The 18344-nt window shown below is 74.0% G+C and carries 17 protein-coding genes and 2 pseudogenes; 6 read left to right on the forward strand and 13 right to left on the reverse strand.

Annotation, left to right across the window (positions count from 1 at the left end):
• Positions 1 to 44: 44 nt before the first annotated feature.
• Positions 45 to 656, forward strand: a complete 612-nt coding sequence (locus AC230_RS07080) for a TetR family transcriptional regulator (RefSeq protein ID WP_049715187.1) — start codon at positions 45 to 47, stop codon at positions 654 to 656.
• A gap of 22 nt (positions 657 to 678) precedes the next feature.
• Here AC230_RS07080 and AC230_RS07085 read toward each other — a convergent pair whose 3' ends face one another.
• From AC230_RS07085 to rox, 5 genes and pseudogenes are all read right to left on the reverse strand, one after another.
• Positions 679 to 2025, reverse strand: coding sequence for a tetratricopeptide repeat protein (locus AC230_RS07085; RefSeq protein ID WP_049715188.1), 1347 nt, complete (start codon positions 2023 to 2025; stop codon positions 679 to 681).
• A gap of 79 nt (positions 2026 to 2104) precedes the next feature.
• The gene (gene nadE / locus AC230_RS07090; RefSeq protein WP_049715189.1) at positions 2105 to 2935 is read right to left on the reverse strand and encodes an ammonia-dependent NAD(+) synthetase; all 831 of its coding nucleotides are present in this window, start codon (positions 2933 to 2935) and stop codon (positions 2105 to 2107) included.
• A 76-nt stretch (positions 2936 to 3011) separates the two neighbouring features.
• Positions 3012 to 3227: pseudogene (locus AC230_RS07095) on the reverse strand (VOC family protein); the annotation flags it as partial.
• Positions 3228 to 3306: 79 nt separating this feature from the next.
• Positions 3307 to 4065: an SIR2 family NAD-dependent protein deacylase gene (locus AC230_RS07100; RefSeq protein WP_049715191.1), complete on the reverse strand. Its 759-nt coding sequence runs from the start codon at positions 4063 to 4065 to the stop codon at positions 3307 to 3309.
• Between the two features lie 68 nt (positions 4066 to 4133).
• Positions 4134 to 5567: a rifampin monooxygenase gene (rox, locus tag AC230_RS07105; protein ID WP_049715260.1), complete on the reverse strand. Its 1434-nt coding sequence runs from the start codon at positions 5565 to 5567 to the stop codon at positions 4134 to 4136.
• Between the two features lie 236 nt (positions 5568 to 5803).
• Between rox and AC230_RS07110 the strand changes: the two genes are divergently transcribed.
• From AC230_RS07110 to AC230_RS07120, 3 genes are all read left to right on the forward strand, one after another.
• Complete coding sequence (locus AC230_RS07110; RefSeq protein WP_053161064.1) at positions 5804 to 6664, forward strand: chitosanase; 861 nt, start codon at positions 5804 to 5806, stop codon at positions 6662 to 6664.
• Positions 6665 to 6881: 217 nt separating this feature from the next.
• Positions 6882 to 7343, forward strand: a complete 462-nt coding sequence (locus AC230_RS34255; RefSeq protein WP_049715192.1) for an amino acid permease — start codon at positions 6882 to 6884, stop codon at positions 7341 to 7343.
• Positions 7307 to 8563 (forward strand): amino acid permease, encoded by a 1257-nt coding sequence (locus AC230_RS07120; protein WP_049715193.1) that lies wholly within the window; start codon positions 7307 to 7309, stop codon positions 8561 to 8563. The genes AC230_RS34255 and AC230_RS07120 overlap by 37 nt, the downstream gene beginning before the upstream one ends.
• On the opposite strand, the gene AC230_RS31820 is transcribed toward AC230_RS07120, so the two are convergent.
• The 3 genes from AC230_RS31820 to AC230_RS07135 are packed head-to-tail and all read right to left on the reverse strand — an operon-like array spanning position 8553 to position 11624.
• On the reverse strand, positions 8553 to 10250 hold the full coding sequence (locus tag AC230_RS31820; protein WP_049715194.1) for a hypothetical protein: 1698 nt from the start codon (positions 10248 to 10250) through the stop codon (positions 8553 to 8555). The genes AC230_RS07120 and AC230_RS31820 overlap by 11 nt on opposite strands.
• A complete protein-coding gene (locus AC230_RS07130; RefSeq protein ID WP_157868528.1) occupies positions 10247 to 11278 on the reverse strand; it encodes a hypothetical protein in 1032 nt (343 codons plus the stop codon). Before AC230_RS07130 ends, AC230_RS31820 begins: the two co-directional genes overlap by 4 nt.
• A 1-nt stretch (position 11279) precedes the next feature.
• Positions 11280 to 11624: a hypothetical protein gene (locus AC230_RS07135; RefSeq protein ID WP_049715196.1), complete on the reverse strand. Its 345-nt coding sequence runs from the start codon at positions 11622 to 11624 to the stop codon at positions 11280 to 11282.
• A 251-nt stretch (positions 11625 to 11875) separates the two neighbouring features.
• On the opposite strand from AC230_RS07135, the pseudogene AC230_RS07140 reads away from it, so the two are divergent.
• Positions 11876 to 12361, forward strand: a pseudogene (locus tag AC230_RS07140) (diadenosine tetraphosphate hydrolase); the annotation flags it as partial.
• Positions 12362 to 12483: 122 nt separating this feature from the next.
• On the opposite strand, the gene AC230_RS07145 reads toward AC230_RS07140, so the two are convergent.
• The 4 genes from AC230_RS07145 to AC230_RS07160 form a co-directional block, all read right to left on the reverse strand.
• The gene (locus tag AC230_RS07145; RefSeq protein ID WP_049715197.1) at positions 12484 to 12819 is read right to left on the reverse strand and encodes a hypothetical protein; all 336 of its coding nucleotides are present in this window, start codon (positions 12817 to 12819) and stop codon (positions 12484 to 12486) included.
• A 394-nt stretch (positions 12820 to 13213) separates the two neighbouring features.
• Positions 13214 to 14437 (reverse strand): N-acetylmuramoyl-L-alanine amidase, encoded by a 1224-nt coding sequence (locus tag AC230_RS07150; RefSeq protein WP_157868529.1) that lies wholly within the window; start codon positions 14435 to 14437, stop codon positions 13214 to 13216.
• Between the two features lie 101 nt (positions 14438 to 14538).
• Positions 14539 to 15678 (reverse strand): MBL fold metallo-hydrolase, encoded by a 1140-nt coding sequence (locus tag AC230_RS07155; RefSeq protein ID WP_078871054.1) that lies wholly within the window; start codon positions 15676 to 15678, stop codon positions 14539 to 14541.
• A gap of 214 nt (positions 15679 to 15892) precedes the next feature.
• A complete protein-coding gene (locus AC230_RS07160) occupies positions 15893 to 16825 on the reverse strand; it encodes a DUF5995 family protein (RefSeq protein WP_157868530.1) in 933 nt (310 codons plus the stop codon).
• Between the two features lie 131 nt (positions 16826 to 16956).
• Here AC230_RS07160 and AC230_RS07165 point away from each other — a divergent pair, with 131 nt between their 5' ends.
• Positions 16957 to 17409, forward strand: a complete 453-nt coding sequence (locus AC230_RS07165; protein WP_049715200.1) for a pyridoxamine 5'-phosphate oxidase family protein — start codon at positions 16957 to 16959, stop codon at positions 17407 to 17409.
• Between the two features lie 23 nt (positions 17410 to 17432).
• Here the strand turns inward: AC230_RS07165 and AC230_RS07170 are convergent, their stop codons facing one another.
• Entirely contained in the window at positions 17433 to 18335 is a 903-nt protein-coding gene (locus AC230_RS07170) for a phosphotransferase (RefSeq protein ID WP_049715201.1), read from the reverse strand.
• Positions 18336 to 18344: the final 9 nt, after the last annotated feature.

An 18344-nucleotide genomic window follows, 5' to 3' on the forward strand; every position in this document is an offset into this window, starting at 1 on the left:
ACCGCGAACTGGCCCGCCACGGCAAACAGTTGTTTACTGAACCCATGAGCAGCACGACCGGGGTCCGCCAGGCACAGAAGTTGAGGACGCGTCAGGCCCTCATGGACGCGGCGCTGCGGCTCCTGGAGGAACAGAGCCTCAGCAGCCTCGGCCTGCGGGAGGTCACCCGGGTCGTGGGGGTCGCACCGGCCGCGTTCTACCGGCACTTCAGGGACATGGGCGACCTGGGGGTGGCCCTGGTCGAGGAGTCGCTGGGCAGCCTGCACGTCGTCATCCGCAGGGTGCTGGCCGGGCCGGAGGATTCCGACGAGGTGACCGACCGCTCCGTCGCCGTCGTCGCCGAGCACGTCCGCGCCCACCGGGCCCACGTCCGCTTCCTCGCCCGCGAACGCCACGGCGGCGTACGGGCGGTGCGCGAGGCGATCGCGGCCGAACTGGCGCGCTTCGGGGACGAGGTGGCCGACGCGCTCGCGGCGCAGGAGGTCTCACGCGGGTGGAGCCGGGAGGACGTCCGGATGCTCGCCGGGCTCTACGTCGACCACCTCGTGATGACGGCGTCCGCCCTCCTGGAGGCCGCGCCCGGGGAGGAGGACCGCATCGCCGACACCGCGCGCCGCCAGCTCCGGCTCATCACCCTGGGCCGCCGTCACTGGTGACCGTCCCGGCGAAGAGGGGTCCTCAGGCGCTCGTGCGCCGCAGGAGGCGGGCCCAGGCGGACCGGTTGTAGGGGCAGGCGGCGCGGAGGTTGAGGCGTTCGCTCAGGAGGGTGCGGGCGAGGTCGTGGCGGGTGGTGCGGAGGGACGCTTCGAGGAGCGTCTTCTGGAGGGCGTCGCGCTGGGCGTGGCTGCCGCCGAAGTCCTGGAAGCGGTGCCGGATCGGGAGCAGCAGGTCGACCACGTCCTCGTGGCGGCCCTGCCCGTAGGCGATGACCGCCCGGCACGCGGGCAGGCCGACGCGGGCGGTCATCGGGACGTTGGAGAGCGTGGGGGCTGCGTCGCGCAGCCACGACTCCCGGTCGCGGACGAGCCGTTCGGCCTCCGGGACACGGCCCGCGCCGACGTAGGCCATGACGGCGTGGACGTCGTTGAAGGCGTAGTAGGCGCCGTCGGCGCGCCGCGCCCAGGCGTCTGCCAGCGCGGCCCAGCGGCCGCCGGTGTCCGCGCCGGCCAGGTACAGCCGCCACAACAGGGCCGACGCGTCGAGGAGTTCCATGGCGGCGCCGCCGGACCCGTCGTGGTGCAGGGCGGCGTCGTAGACGGCCAGGACCTTGTCCGTACGGCCCGTCTCCATCAGGTACAGGGCGTAGTGCCACCAGTTGTGGACGTTCAGGTAGTTGCCGGACGCCCAGTCGTCCGTGCGGGCGTCGAGGTAGCGGATGCCGTCCTCGTGCCTGCCCTGCATCTCGTAGGAGTGGACGACGGCGTGGATGCCCCAGACGTCGCGGGGGTTGCGTTCCACGGCCTCCAGGCCGACGCGTTCGGCCAGGGCGTAGTGCCCGGCCTCCTCCAGACCGAACGCGTACATGCCCCGCAGCAGCCCGTGGTGCGGGTCGTCGGTGTCCCAGGCGGCCAGCGCGCCGCCGATGCGGTCGCGCAGCAGCACGGCGTTGCCGGTGAAGAAGTCGATCTGGTGGCCGACGGCGAGGGCGAGGGCGTCCTTCGGGTACGTCACGACGAGGTCGGCCAGGAGGCGTCCGGCTCCGTGCAGGTCGCCGTCCAGCCAGGCGGAGGCCGCCGCGACGTGCATGCGCTCGCGCGGGGTCGCGCCGGGGCCGGGCACCTCCCTCCGGTACGCGCGGAACGCCCGGGCCGCCTCCGCCGCGTCCTTCTCCTCCGTGCCGAGCAGGCCGAGGTAGGCCCGGAAGACGTTCCCCATGACGGACCGGGGCGCGGCGCCGAGCAGCGCCGCGACCTCGTCCCCGACGTCCTCGCGGAAGAAGAGGAGGCTGTCCAGGGCGTTCTCGTAGTGCCGCACCGCGTCGGCGCCGGTGTGCGTCATGGTGTGGGCGTGCCGGTCCGTAGCCACGCTGTCCTCCCGGGGGTTCCGCGCCGGGGCATTCCTGCCCATGGCCCGAGGACCGGCAAACCGCCCTCGCGGAGCGGCCTCAGGGGGCGATCGGCAGCTGGCGCTTGTGCTCGGTGAGGCGGTAGCGGCGGACGATCGTCCCGAAGGCCCGCTCGTCGACCGGCTTGCCCTCCAGGAAGTCGTCGATGTCGTCGTAGGTGACGCCCAGCGCGTCCTCGTCGGCCTTGCCCGGGTCGAGGGTCTCCAGGTCGGCCGTCGGGGTCTTCCAGACCAGCTCGGCGGGCGCGCCCAGCGCGTCCGCGACGGCGCGCACCCGGCGCTTGGTCAGTCCGGTCAGCGGGACGAGGTCGGCGGCGCCGTCGCCGAACTTGGTGAAGAAGCCCGAGACGGCCTCGGCGGCGTGGTCGGTGCCGACGACGAGCCCGCCGTGCGCGCCGGCCACCGCGTACTGGGCGATCATGCGCTGCCGGGCCTTGATGTTGCCGTGGACGAAGTCCTGGTGGTGGGCGTCGCGGAAGGTCAGGCCGGCGGCCAGCGCCGCCTCCAGCGCGGCGTCGCTCGCGGGCTTGACGTCCACGGTCAGCACGTGGTCGGCGCGGATGAAGGACAGCGCGAGCTGGGCGTCGCGCTCGTCGGCCTGGACGCCGTAGGGCAGGCGCATCGCGTGGAAGCGCGCCTCGTGGCCGGCCGCCCGGGCGCGCTCCACGGCGAGCTGGCACAGCCGGCCGGCGGTGGTGGAGTCGACGCCGCCGCTGATGCCGAGCACGAGGGAGCGCAGACCGGTGGAGACCAGCCGCTCGGTGAGGAAGGCCACGCGGCGCTCGATCTCCCGCTCGGCGTCGAAGGTCTCGGCGACCTGGAGTTCCCGGGCGATCTCCTGCTGCACGGCGATGGCCGCGGGCTCGGTCACGTCTGCTCCTCGTTCCGGTTCACGGTGTGGCGTCGGGTGGTGGGCCCCAGCCTACCCAGGGAGACGTTCCGGCCGGTCAGCGGGCTCTCACGGGCGGGATCCGGACCGGCAGGAGGCAGAACCCGTTGCCTTCCGGGTCGGCCAGGACGTACCGGCCGCCGCCGCTCCGCCCGGCGTCGACGGGCGCGGCGCCGAGGGCGAGCAGGCGCGCCGGCTCGGCGTCCTGACCGTCGTCGGTGGGACTGACGTCGGCGGCCTCGACGACCAGCTCACTGACGCGGCTTGCCATGGCCGTCGGCGTACGGGGCGCGCCGGCCGGGCCGTCCGGCCCAACCGGCCGCGAAGGTCCCGTAGTTGGAGGACGCGTCCGCTCACTCGGCGGCCAGCCGGTCGAGCAAGGCGGGCAGCGCCGTGCCGATCGGCTCCCTGACGACCTCGTCGGCGCGCCCGTCGTACGGCGTGGGCTCCGCGTTGACGATGACCAGGCGCGCGCCGTGGTCGGCGGCGAGCCCGGCGAGGGCCGCCGCCGGGTGGACGGTGAGGCTGGTGCCGACCGCGACGAAGACGTCGCACGCCTTGGTGAACGCCACCGCCTCGCCCAGCACCACGGGGTCGAGGGCCTCGCCGAACATGACGGTGGCCGACTTGAGGATCCCGCCGCAGTGCTCGCACGCCGGATCCGGGTCGCCCGCCGCCACCCGTTCCAGCGCCTCCGCCATCGGGGAGCGGGCCGCGCAGCCGGTGCACACCACCGACCGGACGTTGCCGTGCAGTTCGAGCACCTTGCGCTCGGGCAGGCCGGCGAGCTGGTGGAGCCCGTCCACGTTCTGCGTGATGACGCGCACCGGCGTGCCGGAACGTTCCAGCCGCACCACCGCCTCGTGGGCGGCGTTCGGCCGGGCGCGGAGGGTGGGCGCGTCCCGGCGCATCCGCCACGACCGGCGGCGGATCTCCGGGTCGGACATGTAGAAGTCGTACGTGACGAGCTTCTCCGCCCCGGGGTCGCGCCGCCACAGGCCGTCGGGGCCGCGGTAGTCCGGGATCCCGGAGTCCGTGGAGATCCCCGCGCCGCTGAGGAGGACCACGAGGGGCTTCTTCGTCCGGCCCGGACCGGCCTGCTCACCGCTCATGCGAGGAGCGTACGCACCGGCCGGGCGCGCCGCGAACGCGTTTCCGCCCGGTACCGCCCCGACCGGCCTCAGCGGGCGGCCGCCGCGCCGAACCACTGCGCCAGCGGGCCGCGCAGCTCCCGAGGGTCCTCGCCGACCCAGGCGACGTGCCCGTCCGGGCGCAGCAGCGCCGCCGGCACGCCGTCCAGTTCCTCGCAGGGGTCGGTGACGTGGTCGACCCGGTCCTCCCATCCGGCGACCGAGAGCCGGCCGGTCCGGTCGAGCAGCAGTCCGCGGCCGCCGCGCATCAGCTCGTAGAGACGGCCCCGCTTCAGCGTCATGTCGCGCAGCCGCCGGCCGAGCAGTGCGTGACCCTCGCCGAAGTCGTAGCGGATGCCGGTCGCGGTGATCTTCTCCATCAGGCGCCGGTTCACCTCCTCGATGTCGATGAGTTCCGACAGGATCCGGCGCACCGCCCGAGGGCCCGGCTCGGTGGACATCAGCTCCATCTGCGCGCGCGTGTTGTCCAGGACGTCGGCGCCCACCGGGTGCCGTTCGGCGTGGTAGCTGTCCAGCAGGCCGTCGGGGGCCCGGCCGCGCACCTCGGCGGCCAGCTTCCAGCCGAGGTTGAAGGCGTCCTGGAGGCCGAGGTTGAGGCCCTGCCCGCCGGTGGGCGGGTGGACGTGCGCGGCGTCGCCGGCGAGCAGCACCCGGCCGTCCCGGTAACGCTCGGCCTGCCGGGTGGCGTCGCCGAAGCGGGAGAGCCAACGCGGCGCGTGGACGCCGAAGTCGGTGCCCGCGACGGCCCGCAGCCGCTGCCGGACGTCCTCCAGGGCCGGCGCGACCGTGCGGTCCCCGGCCACTTCCGCGGCGGGCACGACGACGCGGTACACCCCGTCCTCCAGCGGCATGAGGCCGAACCGCTGGTGCGTCCTGCGGACTTCGGCCACCACGGCCGCCACCTCCTCCGGCGGCGCGGCGACCCTCATCTCGCCCAGCAGCGTCTCGTTCCGGGCGGGTTCGCCGGGGAAGCCGATGCCGAGCAGCTTGCGGACGGTGCTGCGGCCCCCGTCGCAGCCGACGAGGTAGCGCGTGCGCAGCCGCGCGCCGTCGGCGAGTTCGACGGTCACCCCTTCCTCGTCCTGCGCCAGCCCGGTCACCTCGTGGCCGCGCCGGATCTCGGCGCCGAGCTCGGTGGCGCGTTCGGCCAGCAGGCGGTCGGTGATGGTCTGCGGGATGCCGAGGGTGTACGGGTGCGCGGTGTCCAGCCCCTCGGGCCAGACCGAGCCGAGGCCCGCGAAGAAGCCGCCGACGCGGTACTTCCGGCCGTGCTCGAGGAAGCGCTCCAGCAGGCCGCGCTGGTCCAGCACTTCGACGCTGCGGGCGTGCAGGCCGAGCGCGCGGACGACCGGCGTCGGCGCCGGGTCCCTCTCCAGCACGAGCACCCGCACGTCGTGCAGGCGCAGTTCGGCAGCCAGCATGAGGCCGGTGGGTCCGCCGCCGACAACGATCACGTCACACATGAGCACCTTGTTTCCGCAGGTCCGGTGGGTCAGGCCGCCGATTCTGCGGGAGCACCGGGGCCTTGTGGCAAGGCCCCCTGTGCGCTATATGTTGAGAGTGGCAAGGAGAGGGGTAACCTCCTTGCCCTTTCTTTTTGGTCCGGCCGCTTGTTTCCCTTGCACGAACATGGCCTGTTTCGTACGCAATTGCCTGCGTGACGCTTGTGACGGATGAGCCGGAAGCGTTTCAATGCCCCATGCCGCAGCGCACGAAGAAGCTCCCCCTCACCGCCCTCACGGGCATGGCGCTCGCCCTGCCCGCCCTCGTCCTCGGCGGGACGCCCGCCGCCTCCGCCGCCGCCCCGGCCGGTGCCGTCGCGCCGTCCGCCCGTGTACGGGCCTCGGCGCCGGGGCTCGACGACCCGCACATGAAGGACATCGCCATGCGGCTCGTCTGCAGCGCGGAGAACTCCTCGCTGGAGTGGCGGAGGTTCTTCGCGTACATCGAGCCCTACGACGACGGCCGCGGCTACACCGGCGGCATCATCGGCTTCACCTCCCGCACCGGCGACATGCTGGAGCTGGTCGAGAACTACACCCGGGCCCGGCCCGGCAACCCGCTCGCCGCGTTCCTGCCCGCCCTGCGCAGGGCGAAGGGCTCGGACTCGCACGCCGGTCTGGGCAAGCCCTTCGAGGAGGCGTGGCGCGAGGCCGCCCGGGACACGGCGTTCCAGCAGGCCCAGGAGGACCTGCGCGACCGCATGTACTTCGACCCGGCGTTCCAGCAGGCCAAGGCCGACGGGCTGCGCGCGCTCGGCCAGTTCGTCTACTACGACGCGATCGTCATGCACGGCCCCGGCGGCGACGAGGACAGCTTCGGCGGCATCCGCAAGAGCGCCCTCGCCAAGGCCAGGCCCCCGTCCCGGGGCGGCGACGAGAGGGCGTACCTGAACGCCTTCCTCGACGCCCGCAAGAAGGTCATGAAGAAGGAGGAGGCGCACAGCGACACCAGCCGGGTGGACACCGCCCAGCGCGTCTTCCTCGACAACGGCAACTTCGACCTCCGGCCGCCGCTGAAGTGGAAGGTGTACGGCGACTCGTACCGCATCGACGAATGAACCGCGTCATCGGCGAATGGCCCGCACCGGCAAGCAGCCCGCCCCGACGCACGGCCCGCGCAGGCAGGACGCGTCGGTTGTGCGGCAACCGGCCGGGCGCCCTCCGCGCACCACCCGCGCCGGGGCGGAAGAGGGGTGAGCGCCGAGCGTCCTCCGCGCACGGCGACTACCCTGACGCTACCGAGGGCGATGGCGCACTCACGGCGGGACGGGGCGTATGGCGATTCCGGGGGCCCGGGACGGTGGTTCGCGGCCGGCGGCCCCGGGGAGCGAGGACGAGGCGCGCCGGCTGTCGGTCCACGAGCTGGTGGGCCTGGCGGTCGGCTGCATGATCGGCTCCGGCTGGCTGTTCGCCTCGCTCGACGAGCGGCGCCGCGGGTTCGCCGCGCTGTGGACGTGGGGGCTGTGCGGCGCGCTGATGGCCGTCCTGGCGGCGGTCATGGTCGAGTTGGGGACGGCGCGGCCCAAGACCGGCGGGTTGATCTTCCTGCCGTTGCAGAGCAGCGGACCCCTGGTGGCGACGGTCATGGCCGCCGGTCTGTGGATCTTCTACCTGACCAACGGGGTCAGCGAGTCCATCGCGATGACGAAGGTCTTCTCGATCCCCTGGCCCGGCCTGCGGGACGCCGCCGGGCTCACCGGGTGGGGCTGGCCTGCGCCACGGGGTGCCTCGCGCTGATCGCCGCGGTGAACCTGCTGCCCGCCCGGCTGTTCGTCCGGCTCGTCCTGGGGCTGGCGGTGTGGAAGGTCGTCTTCCCGGTGCTGGTGGTCGTCGCGCTGTTCCGCTCGGGGGTCGACTTCCACCCGGCGCTGCACCAGCGGCGGGACGGCGGCGGAGGCGCCGCCGCCATGTCCGGACTGGTGAGTTCCGGCGTGCTGTTCGCGTACATCGGCTTCCAGGCGCCGCTGGACTTCGCGGGGAACGTCAAGCGCGAGGGCATCGGCGAGGAGGCCCGGCTGCGCAGGGCGGTGTACGGGACGCTGGCCGGTGCGGTCGTGCTCTACTGCGCCGCCCAGGTCGCCGTGCTGGGCCATCCCGGGCTCGCCGGGATCAACGCCGGCGACCCGGCGTCCCTGCTGCGGGTCGCGGACGAGCTGCGCTGGCCCCGGCCCGTCGTCCTGACCGACGCGCTGGTGGCGCCGCTGGGTTCGGGCCTGGTCTTCGCCTACGCGCTGACCCGCGAGGTCGCCGCGCTCAGCGCCGCGCACCTCACGCACCGCAAGCTGCAGACCGTCGGGGGCACGTTCCTCACGGTCCGCGGCCGCCCGTACGAGGTCTACTGGAAGGTGCTGCTGGTCAACTTCGTCCTCGGCACACTGCTCCTGTTCGGGGTGCACGGCGCCTGGCGGACGGTCACCTCGATGAACGGCATCCTCACCCTGGTCGTCTACGCCATGCCCGGAGTGGTCCTGGTGGCGCTGAACCCCGCGTGCTCCGGGCGCCGGCGCGTCGTCCGCGGGATCCTGGCGCGGACCGGCTTCCTCGCCATCGCGCTGGCCCTGTACTGGGCCGAGGGCGGTGACCTGACCTGCGGGATGACCGCCCTGCTGCTGGGCGTCGTCCTCCTGCTGGGCCTTCCCTCGCTGGCCCGCTCCGCCCTGCCGGTCGTGGGACGGGGCGTCTACGACGCCAAGGAGCAGCTGACGCTGCTGCGGCGGTGGCGCACCGACCCCGCGGCCGGGGCGGCCGTGCTGTTGCTGGGGTACCTGGGCGCGCTGACGCTGCTGCGCTCGCTGACCGAGGAGGGCGCGGCGGACGTCCGGGCGGGGGCGAGCCTGTGCGTCCTGGCGCTGGCCGCCGCGGTGTTCGAGGGGCTGGTGCGGCTGTCCCGGCGGCACGGGCGGCCGGACCCGTCCGCCGTTCCCCGGCGGGACGCGGCCGGCTCGGTCAGCAGCTGACCGCGGCGGCCTCCGCGTCGAACCCGGCCTGGCGCAGCCGCCGCACCGCGCCGTCGCGCAGGTGGGCGTCGGTCCAGCGGCCCACCGTCGCGGAGAGCAGGGCCCGCCAGGCGGCCGGGTCCGCGACGGCGTCGCGGAGGTGGCCGACGATCAGGCCGACGTCCTCGGGGGTGATCCGCTGCTCGTTCTCCAGACAGCGTTCCAGCAGGTTCGTCGCGTCGGCGGTCAGCCCCGACCGGTACAGGCGGCCGGCGACCACGGTCACGAGCGTGACCCAGGCCCGGTGGTCGTGGCCCGAGTGCGAGGCGTCCGCGATCTCCTTGAGGGTCGTGTCGATGGTGTGGGTGTCCCGGGCCTCGCGGAGCGCGGTGAGGTAGCCGACGACGACGCCGGCGACCTCGCTGTCCGCGCCGAGCGCCAGCGCGGTGAGCCGCTCGGCGATCGTGCGGGCCGCCCGCCAGCGGTCCCCCCGCCGCTCGACCCGGTGCAGCAGGGCGGCGATCTCCTCCCCCGGGCGGCCGTCGACGTGCTCCGCCGCGACGAGCCGGAGCAGGCGGCCGCACTCCGGGTCGGCCCGGACGTGGCGCAGCGACTGCGCCAGGCCGTCCAGGTCGGCGACCGGTCGCGGTCCGTCCTGCGCCGCGGTGCCCGTCGCCACGATGTCCTTGAGCAGCTCGCGGACCGTCTTCGCCAGGCCCTCCGCGCTCCGCCAGTCGGCGACGATCTCCGCCAGCTCCCGCAGGCCGGTGCGGGCCGCGACGTGCCGGCGGACCGCCGCGCACTGCTCGGGGGCGTGCCGGGCCAACTGGTCGCAGAGGGGGACGATTTCGTAGCGTCCCCAGTGGCGGCCGATGTGCTCGGTGAGGGGGTCCGGGCCGCCCGTCGGGCGGCCGGCGAGGAGGCGGACGACGAGCCGGATGGTGGCCTCCACGCGCCCCAGGTCGCGCAGTTGCCCGTCGATCCACCGTTCCAGGATCCGCTCGGAGGGGCTGATCTCGTGCAGGGCGCCGACGAGGTCGTCGAGGCGCGCGGCCGGTCCGGCGCCGGCGGGGTGCGCGGCGGCGTCCTCGTCGACGGCGGCGAGCGTGCGGCTGAGCAACTCGGCGGCCTCCTCGTCGCATTCCTCGTCGCGCAGCGCGACGTAGAGCATGGCCTTGTCGGAGTTGCGGCGCCCCGAGCTGCTGTCGGTGAAGGCGCGGAGCGTCTTGGCCACCAGCGCGTCCCCGCCGAGGCGGCGGCACTCGCGGACGAACGCGGCGACGTCCGGGACGGTCCGCTGGCGGGCGATGTCGCGGACGATGTCGTCGGTCTTGGGCGTCCGGCCGCCGTCCGGGCCCGACTCCGCCTCCCACTGGCGGCTGGTGAGCTCGGCGGCCTCCTTCACGCTCCGGCACAGCGCGGCGGTCGCCAGGACGCTGACGGCGTCGCGGTAGCCGAAGTGCCCCCGCTGTGCGGCCTCGATGAGGTCGGCGGTCGGGCGTCCGACCGCGAAGGCGTGCAGGGCCCGCATGGCGGTGGCGGGGCGGGGCGGCTCGCTGGTGTCGGTGACGGGCCGCTCCCCCTCCCGGATGGCCTGCATCCTGCGGACGAACTCGCCGATGCCGCACGCCGTCACCCAGGTGTAGCCGAAGTCGGGCCGGTCGCGGGGCTCGTCCGCCGCGTCCCGGGGCGGGGGGTCGTCGGTCATGGGCGCAGCGCCCGCTCCGCCTTGTTCCAGTACCGGGCGAAGTCGCGGGGGGACCGGAACCTGAGGGATGCCTGTTCGTCGATGCGCCGCGCGACGGCGGCGGCGCCTTCCCGGTGCGAGGTGCGCAGCAGGGCGACCACGTCGCCGGTCTTGCGGGGGTCGTTCAGCAGCTCCTCCAGGTCGCAGTCGCTGCCCCGCAGGAGGGCGGCGGCCCATTCCTCGGCGCCGACGGGGCTGTCCGGGCGCGGGGCGCGCCTGGCGGGGTCCATCCGGTTGGTGAACAGGGCCCGGCCCTCGCGGGCGTCGTTGAGCAGCATCCGGGGCCTGTCGTGGGCGAACCGGCAGCGGCGCATCTCGTTCTCCACGGCGTCGCGGAGCATGCCGAGGGTCAGCTCGGGCTGGTGGTCGGTGGTGCCGTTCCTGAGGACGTCGAGCGTGTGCCCGCTGAAGGGCGTGCACTCCGCCAGCGGACCCGGGAGGGCCTCGCAACCGAGCGGCCAGGCCCGGACGTTGTCGTCCTTGAGCGCGGTCAGCACGCAGGTGCCCTGGCCGGAGTCGTCGAGGACGCCGGGGAGGGAGTCGAGGCCGTTGCCCAGGTGGGGCAGCATGTTGGAGTAACAGCAGTCGGCGATCAGGACCTTGAGGTCGGCCCGGCACAGGCGCATCGCCCGGTACAGGTACCAGCTCGACAGCCAGGTCCAGGGCTTGTCCTTGTACGACGAGCCGACGGAGAAGTGCACTTCGGCGCCGGGGACGTCGCCCCAGTAGGCGCCGTGCCCGATGTAGACGACCATGAGGATGTCGCCCGGCCCGGTGCGGCGGGCCTCCGTCTCCAGGGCCGACATCACGCTCTCGGCGGTTCTGACCTCCTCGGGCATCAGCACGCGGCAGCGGTCCTTCCCCCACATGGGGTTGCCGGCCAGCACCTCGCCGTACTGGACGGCGCTCACGCCGATCTCGTCGTAGCGCGGGACCCCCGAGTCCGGGGCGTACTCGGCGGGCCCGATCACCAGCGCCCGGGAGGTCACGTCAGCCGCCCGGGCCGTCGGGGCCGGTCCCGCCGGCGGCGTCGGCACCGGTCACGGACGACGTGTCGACGCGCGCCCGCGGCGGGTCGTCCAGCCGCTCCGCGCGCCAGCGGGCGACGCACCGCTTGACGGCCTCCAGCGCGTACTCCAGGGACATTTCGGCGCCCTTGGCGATCACGGCCTCCAGCAGGATGTGCGAGAGATCGCCGGAGAGGGCGGGCCCCTCGTCGACCTCCTCGCAGCGCCAGGACAGCCGGGTGGCCCGTTCGAGCTCGTCGCGCATGCGGCGCGGCCCGTCCAGCCCCAGCCGTCCCTCGACGGCCACCGTGACCCTCGTCGCCTCCATGCACGCCCCCGTCCCGCTCCCCTGCCCCACTGCCCGGCCGGGCCCAGTATCCCACCGGGCGATCAGCCGCGAGGGACGCCAGGGGGCTCTCCCCACAGCGCAGTTGGTCGGAACACGGCGCACGACAACCGCACGCGCGCCCCTGCCGCCGCACCCCCGTCCGGCACGCGCTCCGCCGTCGACGACAATGGGCACGGCGGCGCACGCGCCTCGCGGACGAAGAAGGAGACGAAAGAGAAGAAGGAGAAGACGTGACCACGGCGGAGACCACCGACTGGCGCCGCGACCGCATCGGCAGCGCGCTGCGGGGCGAGAACCCCACCGTCCTGCGGCGCTTGGGGGCGGGCTTCGCGGCGATCGGGGACACCCAGTTCCTGCCGGGCTACTCGGTCCTCCTCGTGGACGACCCGGGCGTGCAGCGCCTCGGCGACCTGACGCGACCGCGCCGGCGGGCGTTCCTGGAGGGTCTGGACCTCCTCGGCGAGGCCGTCGAACGCGCCTGCCACGCCCACGATCCGGCGTTCCGCCGCGTGAACCTGGAGATCCTCGGCAACACCGACCCGTACCTGCACGCGCACATCTGGCCCCGGTACGACTGGGAACCCGCCGAGCTCGTCCGCCTGCCCGTCTGGCTGTACCCGCGCGACGGTTGGACGGACGCGCGGCACGCCCTCGGGCCCCGGCACGAGCCCCTGCGGAGGGCGATAGGCGCCGAACTCGACCGCCTGGCGGCCGCTGCGGAGAGGGAAGACCCGGACGGGCCCGGCCTCCCCGGCGGCGGAAGCGCCTGTCGACCGTCATGCGGGTCCGCCGGACCGGCATGACGGCCTGTCTGGGTCGGGCCGACGGCGGTGACCGCTCAGCCGAACTTCACGAACGTCGGGAACGGCGCGGAGTAGACGTCGGACTGGCGGGAGCCGAGGAACCGGCTGCTCGACGTGCAGCCGCTGTTCGTGTAGAGCCGGGCGTCCGTGTCGGTGTCGTTGGTCGCCTGGCGGGCGCCGCCGGGAATGGCCAGGCACTGGCCGTTCGGTGTCGAGCCCAGGAAGGTCTCGGCTCCGGTGTCGGCCCGGGTGTAGAAGAACGTCCCTTCCGCCGCCTGCGCCGATGCGGCCACCCCGGTCAGCGCCATCAGCGCCGCCGCCCCCGCGGCCGCCACGATCCTGGCCGAACGCCTCAGCGTCGGTGCGTACATGGTCGGGCTCCTTCCTTCGAAGGGAACTGCCGGTACGGACAATCCGTCACCGGCCGAACAAGCGTCTCTTGCTCCCCTTCGAAGGAAAATCACCCACAAGAGGGGCGTAAGTCCGACAAGGAACAGCATTCCCTCACGCCCGGGAGCGAGCGGCGGAACCTCCTCCCCGAGCTTTTTCACCAGCGACGTGGAGGGGTCCTGTGCGGGCGCCCTCCCCCGCGGCCAGGGATCTGCCGCGGGGCGGCCGCACGGGCCACGGAGCGCATAGCCGCGCTGAATTGACGAGGCGTCACGTATTCGACGGTGCCGACCTGGCCGGCCCCGCGTTGTTGACGAGGGCGTCGAGCCGGCCGTGCTCGGCGATCACCTCCGCCCTCCTCGGACGCGGCGCCCGTTACCGGGCCTGCTCCATGCGCCCGGCGACCTGCTCACGCAGGGTGGGGAGCAGCGCGTAGAGGTCCTCGCCCGGGCAGAGCGTCTGGTACACGTCGCGGTGGCCCGAGATGACGTCCACCGTGCGCGGCTTCTGGCCGGGGAAGTCCAGGACGGCCTTGCCCCGCGGTGCCAGCTCGTACTGGGCGCCCTTCCAGGCGAGGATGTCGCGGACGCCCTCGAGCATGTCGTTCCCCGGCTTGCCGCCGCCCTTCTCGGTGGGCTCGAAGTTGCCGAGGGTGGCGACGCCGAGGGTGCCGGTGTTGTAGCCGGCGGCGTGGCCGCCGAGGATCGCCTTGGGGTCGGCGGAGGGGTTGGCGGCGATGCTGCCCCGGCGCCCCTCCCATATGCCGCCGAAGCGGTCGACGACGAAGTGGTACGGGAAGTCGCCGTACTTCTGGTTGTCGATCTTGTCGGCGTAGATGGCGCGCATCAGGCTGGGCACGTCTTCGGGGCGGTAGTCGTTGCCGTTGACGGTGTGGTGGACGACCATCGCGCGGACGGTTGCCATCCCCTTGAGCCCGGGGTCGGCCTTGGACTCGTCCGCGCCCCAGTCGGCACGGGTGTGGACCGCGGGCATCAGCCGGTCGGCGGCGGAGGTCCCGGCCGTGCCGACGGCGGCCGCGACGGGCTTCATGGTCAGACGCGGGGCCCGCCCGCCGCGGCCCGCGTCCGCCTTCTTGTCCGGGTTGATGAGGGAGAGCCGCAGGTTCTTGGGGAGTTCGCCCTTCTCCGTGGTCAGGCGCAGCTGGACGCCGTCGGAGGTGTCGGAGAAGAAGACCCCGGAGCCGGCGCGTCCGGCCTCGTCGGAGTCCTGGTCGCCGGCGAGCGGGACGTCCTGCCATGCGGTCCACGCGCCGTCGCGGTGGAAGCGTGCTACGGCGTGCGCCCCGCGGTCGAGGCGCACGCCCTTCTCCCAGGAGAGGCTGACGGCGCGGAACGGTGCGGTGGAGTTCTTCTCCACCGTGATCTCGCGCCCTGTCCTGCCGGACGCGGTGCCGGGCCGCGGTTCGCCCGTCGAACCGGTCAGCGGGACGTTCGTCATCTGCGTCGTGGGCGCGACGTCCGCGACGGGTGCGGCGAGGTCCGACGGGGTGGGCGGCTGCTGGGCCGTCAGGACGGCGGCGGCGAGGACGCCGCCGGTCAGCAGAGTGGTGGCCGCTCGGAACATGCGTATGCGTGGCATCGGGGAGTTTCCGGTGAAACGGGCCGGCCGGCCCGAAATGATCATGGACATACGCAGTACATCACAACGAGCGGGGAGGAAACAGCACTTATGGCCGAGAACTAGCGCAGGGCGATGCGCTGCAGGTCCTCGCCGACGACGACCGGGCCCCGGTAGCCGTTCCGGGCCCACGCCTCCCACCTGCCGGTGTCGATCCGGGGGGCGGCCATGTCGGCGATGTGGCTGAGCACCAGCTTCTTCGCGCCCGAGCGCTCCGCGACGGGCCCGAGCTTCTGCACCTCGACGTGGGACTGCAGCAGGTGGTCGCGCAGGGCGGGCGGCATGGGCGCGCCCTGGACGTTGATCGCCTCGTGGACCAGGATGTCGGTGTCCTGGGCGAGGGCGGGGAGGTTGTCGGTGTAGGTGGTGTCGCCGGAGAACGTGACCGAGCCGTACGCGGTGTCGAAGCGGAAGGCGAACGACGGGAACACCGGCCCGTGCGGCACCAGGACGGCGGAGACGCGCACCTTCTCGTCGCTCATCACCGGGAACGGCCGCATCGTGGGCGCCGTGCGCCGGTAACTGGCGCCCGCGGAGGCGGGAACGGCGATCTCGTGGACGTTCATCAAGGTGGTGACGTCCGGGGAACCGGCGTCGCGCAGGAAGACATTGCTGGAATAGGCGTGGGCACGGTGGCAGTTCTCGGTCATCGCCCGGGTGCCGGGGGTCGGGTCGGACGGGCAGATCACCGGCGCCGGGCCGCCGCCGGAGGCGGGCGGCAGCCCGCCGGCCGGGCCGGGCCCGTACACGTCGACCGGTCCGGCGGCGCCGAGGGGGCCGTGGGGGTCGTTGCCGCCGAGGACGAAGTAGTCGTAGTAGTCGGCGACATGGTCGATGTGCAGGTGGGTGAGGAAGATCGCGCGAATCTTGTCGAACGCGAGCCCCGCCCTCACGAATTGGGTCACGGAGGCGCGCCCGCAGTCGACGAGGTAGATCCGGCCGTCCACGACCAGGGCCGTGGATATCCCGGCACGGTCCGGCCTCGGCGGCGGCCCGGCCTGGGTGCCCAGCAGGACGAGTTCCAGCCCGGCGCCGGCCGCCTTGCCCTCCCGGGGCGCGGCGGAGGCGGCCGGTGTGCCGAATCCCCCGCCCGCCAGCCCCAACGCCAGTCCGGCGCCGCCGGCGGCCGCCAGCAGTCGCCGGCGCCCTATTCGCGTCGCGTCCTGGGTACCGGTCCCGGTGCCGTCGCACGATCCACACATGGCGCGTCCCTTCCCGTCGTTGCCCGTACCGTCGTTGCCCGTCCCGTCGTCGGCCGGATCCCGCACACAGCCGCACGCGACGACGTCGTCCCCGCCGAACCGCCGTCTGCTCGCTGCTCGCGGGGGCAGGAGTGATCACGCTACCTCCCGGCTGCGGCGTGGCGGGAGGCCGAGTCCGCACAACCGCCGGTCTCCGGGCGGCCGGACGCGCCGTTCACCCGCCTTCCGGCAGCCGCCCCGACGCCAGCGACGGCGGTACCTGCGGCGGCCGCCAGGCCGTGGACGGGGGCACCGGTCCGCCCGGCCGGCCGACGCGGCAGTACCCGTCCCGTACGAGGCGGTAGCCGGGCACCTGCACGGCCGCCAGGAGCGTCCCCCAGGCGGCGGCGTTGTCCTCGACGGCGCGGGACGCCGTACGGAACTCCTCGTCGGTGCGGGCCGCGGACAGCCGCTCCGCGTAGTGCCACGCGTTGCGCCGCCACAGGACGAGCAGTTCGTGCGCGGTGAGGCCGGCGACGGGGTTCCACTGGGCGTCCGCCGTGGCGAGCAGCGGGTCGTAGTGGCGGGCGATGTCCTGGACGGCGGGCTCGTACGCGCGGTCCAGGACGGCCTGCGCCCGGTCGAAGTCCGGCCTGCGCGAGGTCCCGTCGGGGGCGACGAGGCCGGTCTCGGCCAGCACGTAGGACATGTCGCGCTGGATGTGGGCGTTGGCGCCCAGCAGCGCGTCCTGTGCGGCGTTGGTCTGCCCCGTGCGCGCGGCGGTGAAGGCGATGCGCCAGGCCCGCGGCACCTCCCGCCCGTCGCGGTCGGACCGGTAGGCGTCCAGATAGCGGCCCACGAACGCGGCGTTGAGGTCCCGTGCCGCCCACCCCGGCTCGGCGAAGAAGCCGGGGTGCTCCCTCAGCGTGTCCCGCAGCGCCTCCTGGACGCGCACGTACAGCGCGGCGAAGGGCCCGCGGTGATCGCAGCCCAGCTCGTCCCGGACGGCGGCCAGGGTCCGTTCGAGCCTCCGGACGCAGGCCGGCGCGGGCCCCTCACAGGCCACCAACCCACCGGCCGGTTCGTGCGCTTGGGCCGCCGGCGGCCCGCCGGCGCACAGGACGACCACGGCGACCGCTGCTGCGACCGTCCGTACAAGGGCGGACATGCGGCTGCCTCCGGGACGGACGACGGCGACCTGGCACGTGCCCAACGAGCGACGCGCCGGCCCGGATACGCCGCCGCGGCGATTGCGCCCTCCGCCCTCCGCGCGGACCCCGCCGGTGCGAGAGTGGGGGGATGGCGACTTGGGAGCAGTTCGAGAGCGAGGCCGCGGACCTCGCCTCCACGGTGAAGGCCCGGTTCGAGAAGGCCGCGACACACGTCCTGGCGACGCTGCGCAAGGACGGCTCGCCGCGTGTCAGCGGGTCCGAGGTCGCCTTCCTCGGGCCCGACCTGTCGTTCGGGTCGATGCCGGACGCCGTCAAGGCCCTGGATCTCCGGCGGGACGGCCGGTGCGCGATCCACGCCCATCCGGACGGGGAAGGCGACGCCAAGGTCTCCGGGACCGCCGTCGAGGTGACCGATCCCGAAGAGAAGAAGCGCTACACGACCGGCACCGAGCCGCCGGGCGGATTCCACGCCTTCCGCCTCGACCTCCGGGAGGTCGTGCTCACGGTTGTCGAGGGCGGCGAACTCGTCGTCCGCCTCTGGCGTCCGGGCCGCCCGGTGGAGACCTTCCGCCGCACGTGATCGTGGCCGGGGCGGCCGTTCGCCTAGGTGCCGTCCGATCGGCGGCGCCGGAGCGCGGCGACGCACCGCTCGACTTCGGCCCGTATGGCGGGAGTACGGGCGCTCCTGCGCGCGTCGCTCGTGACGGCCTTCAGCTCGCACAGGTCCCGCAGGACGGGAAATCCCGGCCACTTGACGACGTCGAAACCGTAGACGGCGGCGAACTCCCGGCACCGCGCGGGTCCGTGGCCGGAGCGCCGGCAGTGGACCTCCCTCATCGCCAGGTCCCATTCGGGCTGTCCGTAGGCCACCGTGTCCCAGTCGCACAGGACCGCCCGGCCGCCGCCGGCGTGCAGCGCGTTGTGGTGCCCCGCGTCGCCGTGCACGACTCCCTCCGGCAGGACGAACCCGACGTCGCGGAGGGCGGCCGTCAGGCGTTCGAGGCGCTCGGTGAGGAAGCGCACGACGGGATCCGGGAGGGAGGCCGTCGCGGCCAGGGACGCCCTGATCGCCTCGGGGACGTTCAGGCGGCCGGGGCGCAGCGGGGGTTCGGCCAGCGCGTGGAGGGAGCGGAGCGGCGGGGCGATCTGCGCGGCGCCGGGCGGGTGTCCGGGCTGGGGCAGGTGGGTCCAGAAGGTGACGGCGTGGCCGTCGACGACGACGGGCTGCCGCGCGGGTGCCGGGTGCAACGGGACGGTGGGGAAGCCGCGTTCCATGAGCCATCGCACGAAGGCGACGGTGTCGGCCACGGCGGCGGGGTCGGTGCCCCGCCGGGCGATCCTGACGACGACGGGTGCCGTGGCCAGGCGGACGACGGCGTTGGTGCGGCCGCGCAGGAGGGCCGCGCCGGTGCCGTCCAGGCCGGCGCGGGCGCAGGCGCGGCGGAGCAGCCCGCACATCTCGCCCGGGTCGAACCCGCCGTACGTCGCGCTGGTCGGTGCCGCCATGCGGCCAAG

Source organism: Streptomyces caatingaensis (assembly GCF_001187435.1).
GTDB lineage: Bacteria > Actinomycetota > Actinomycetes > Streptomycetales > Streptomycetaceae > Streptomyces > Streptomyces caatingaensis.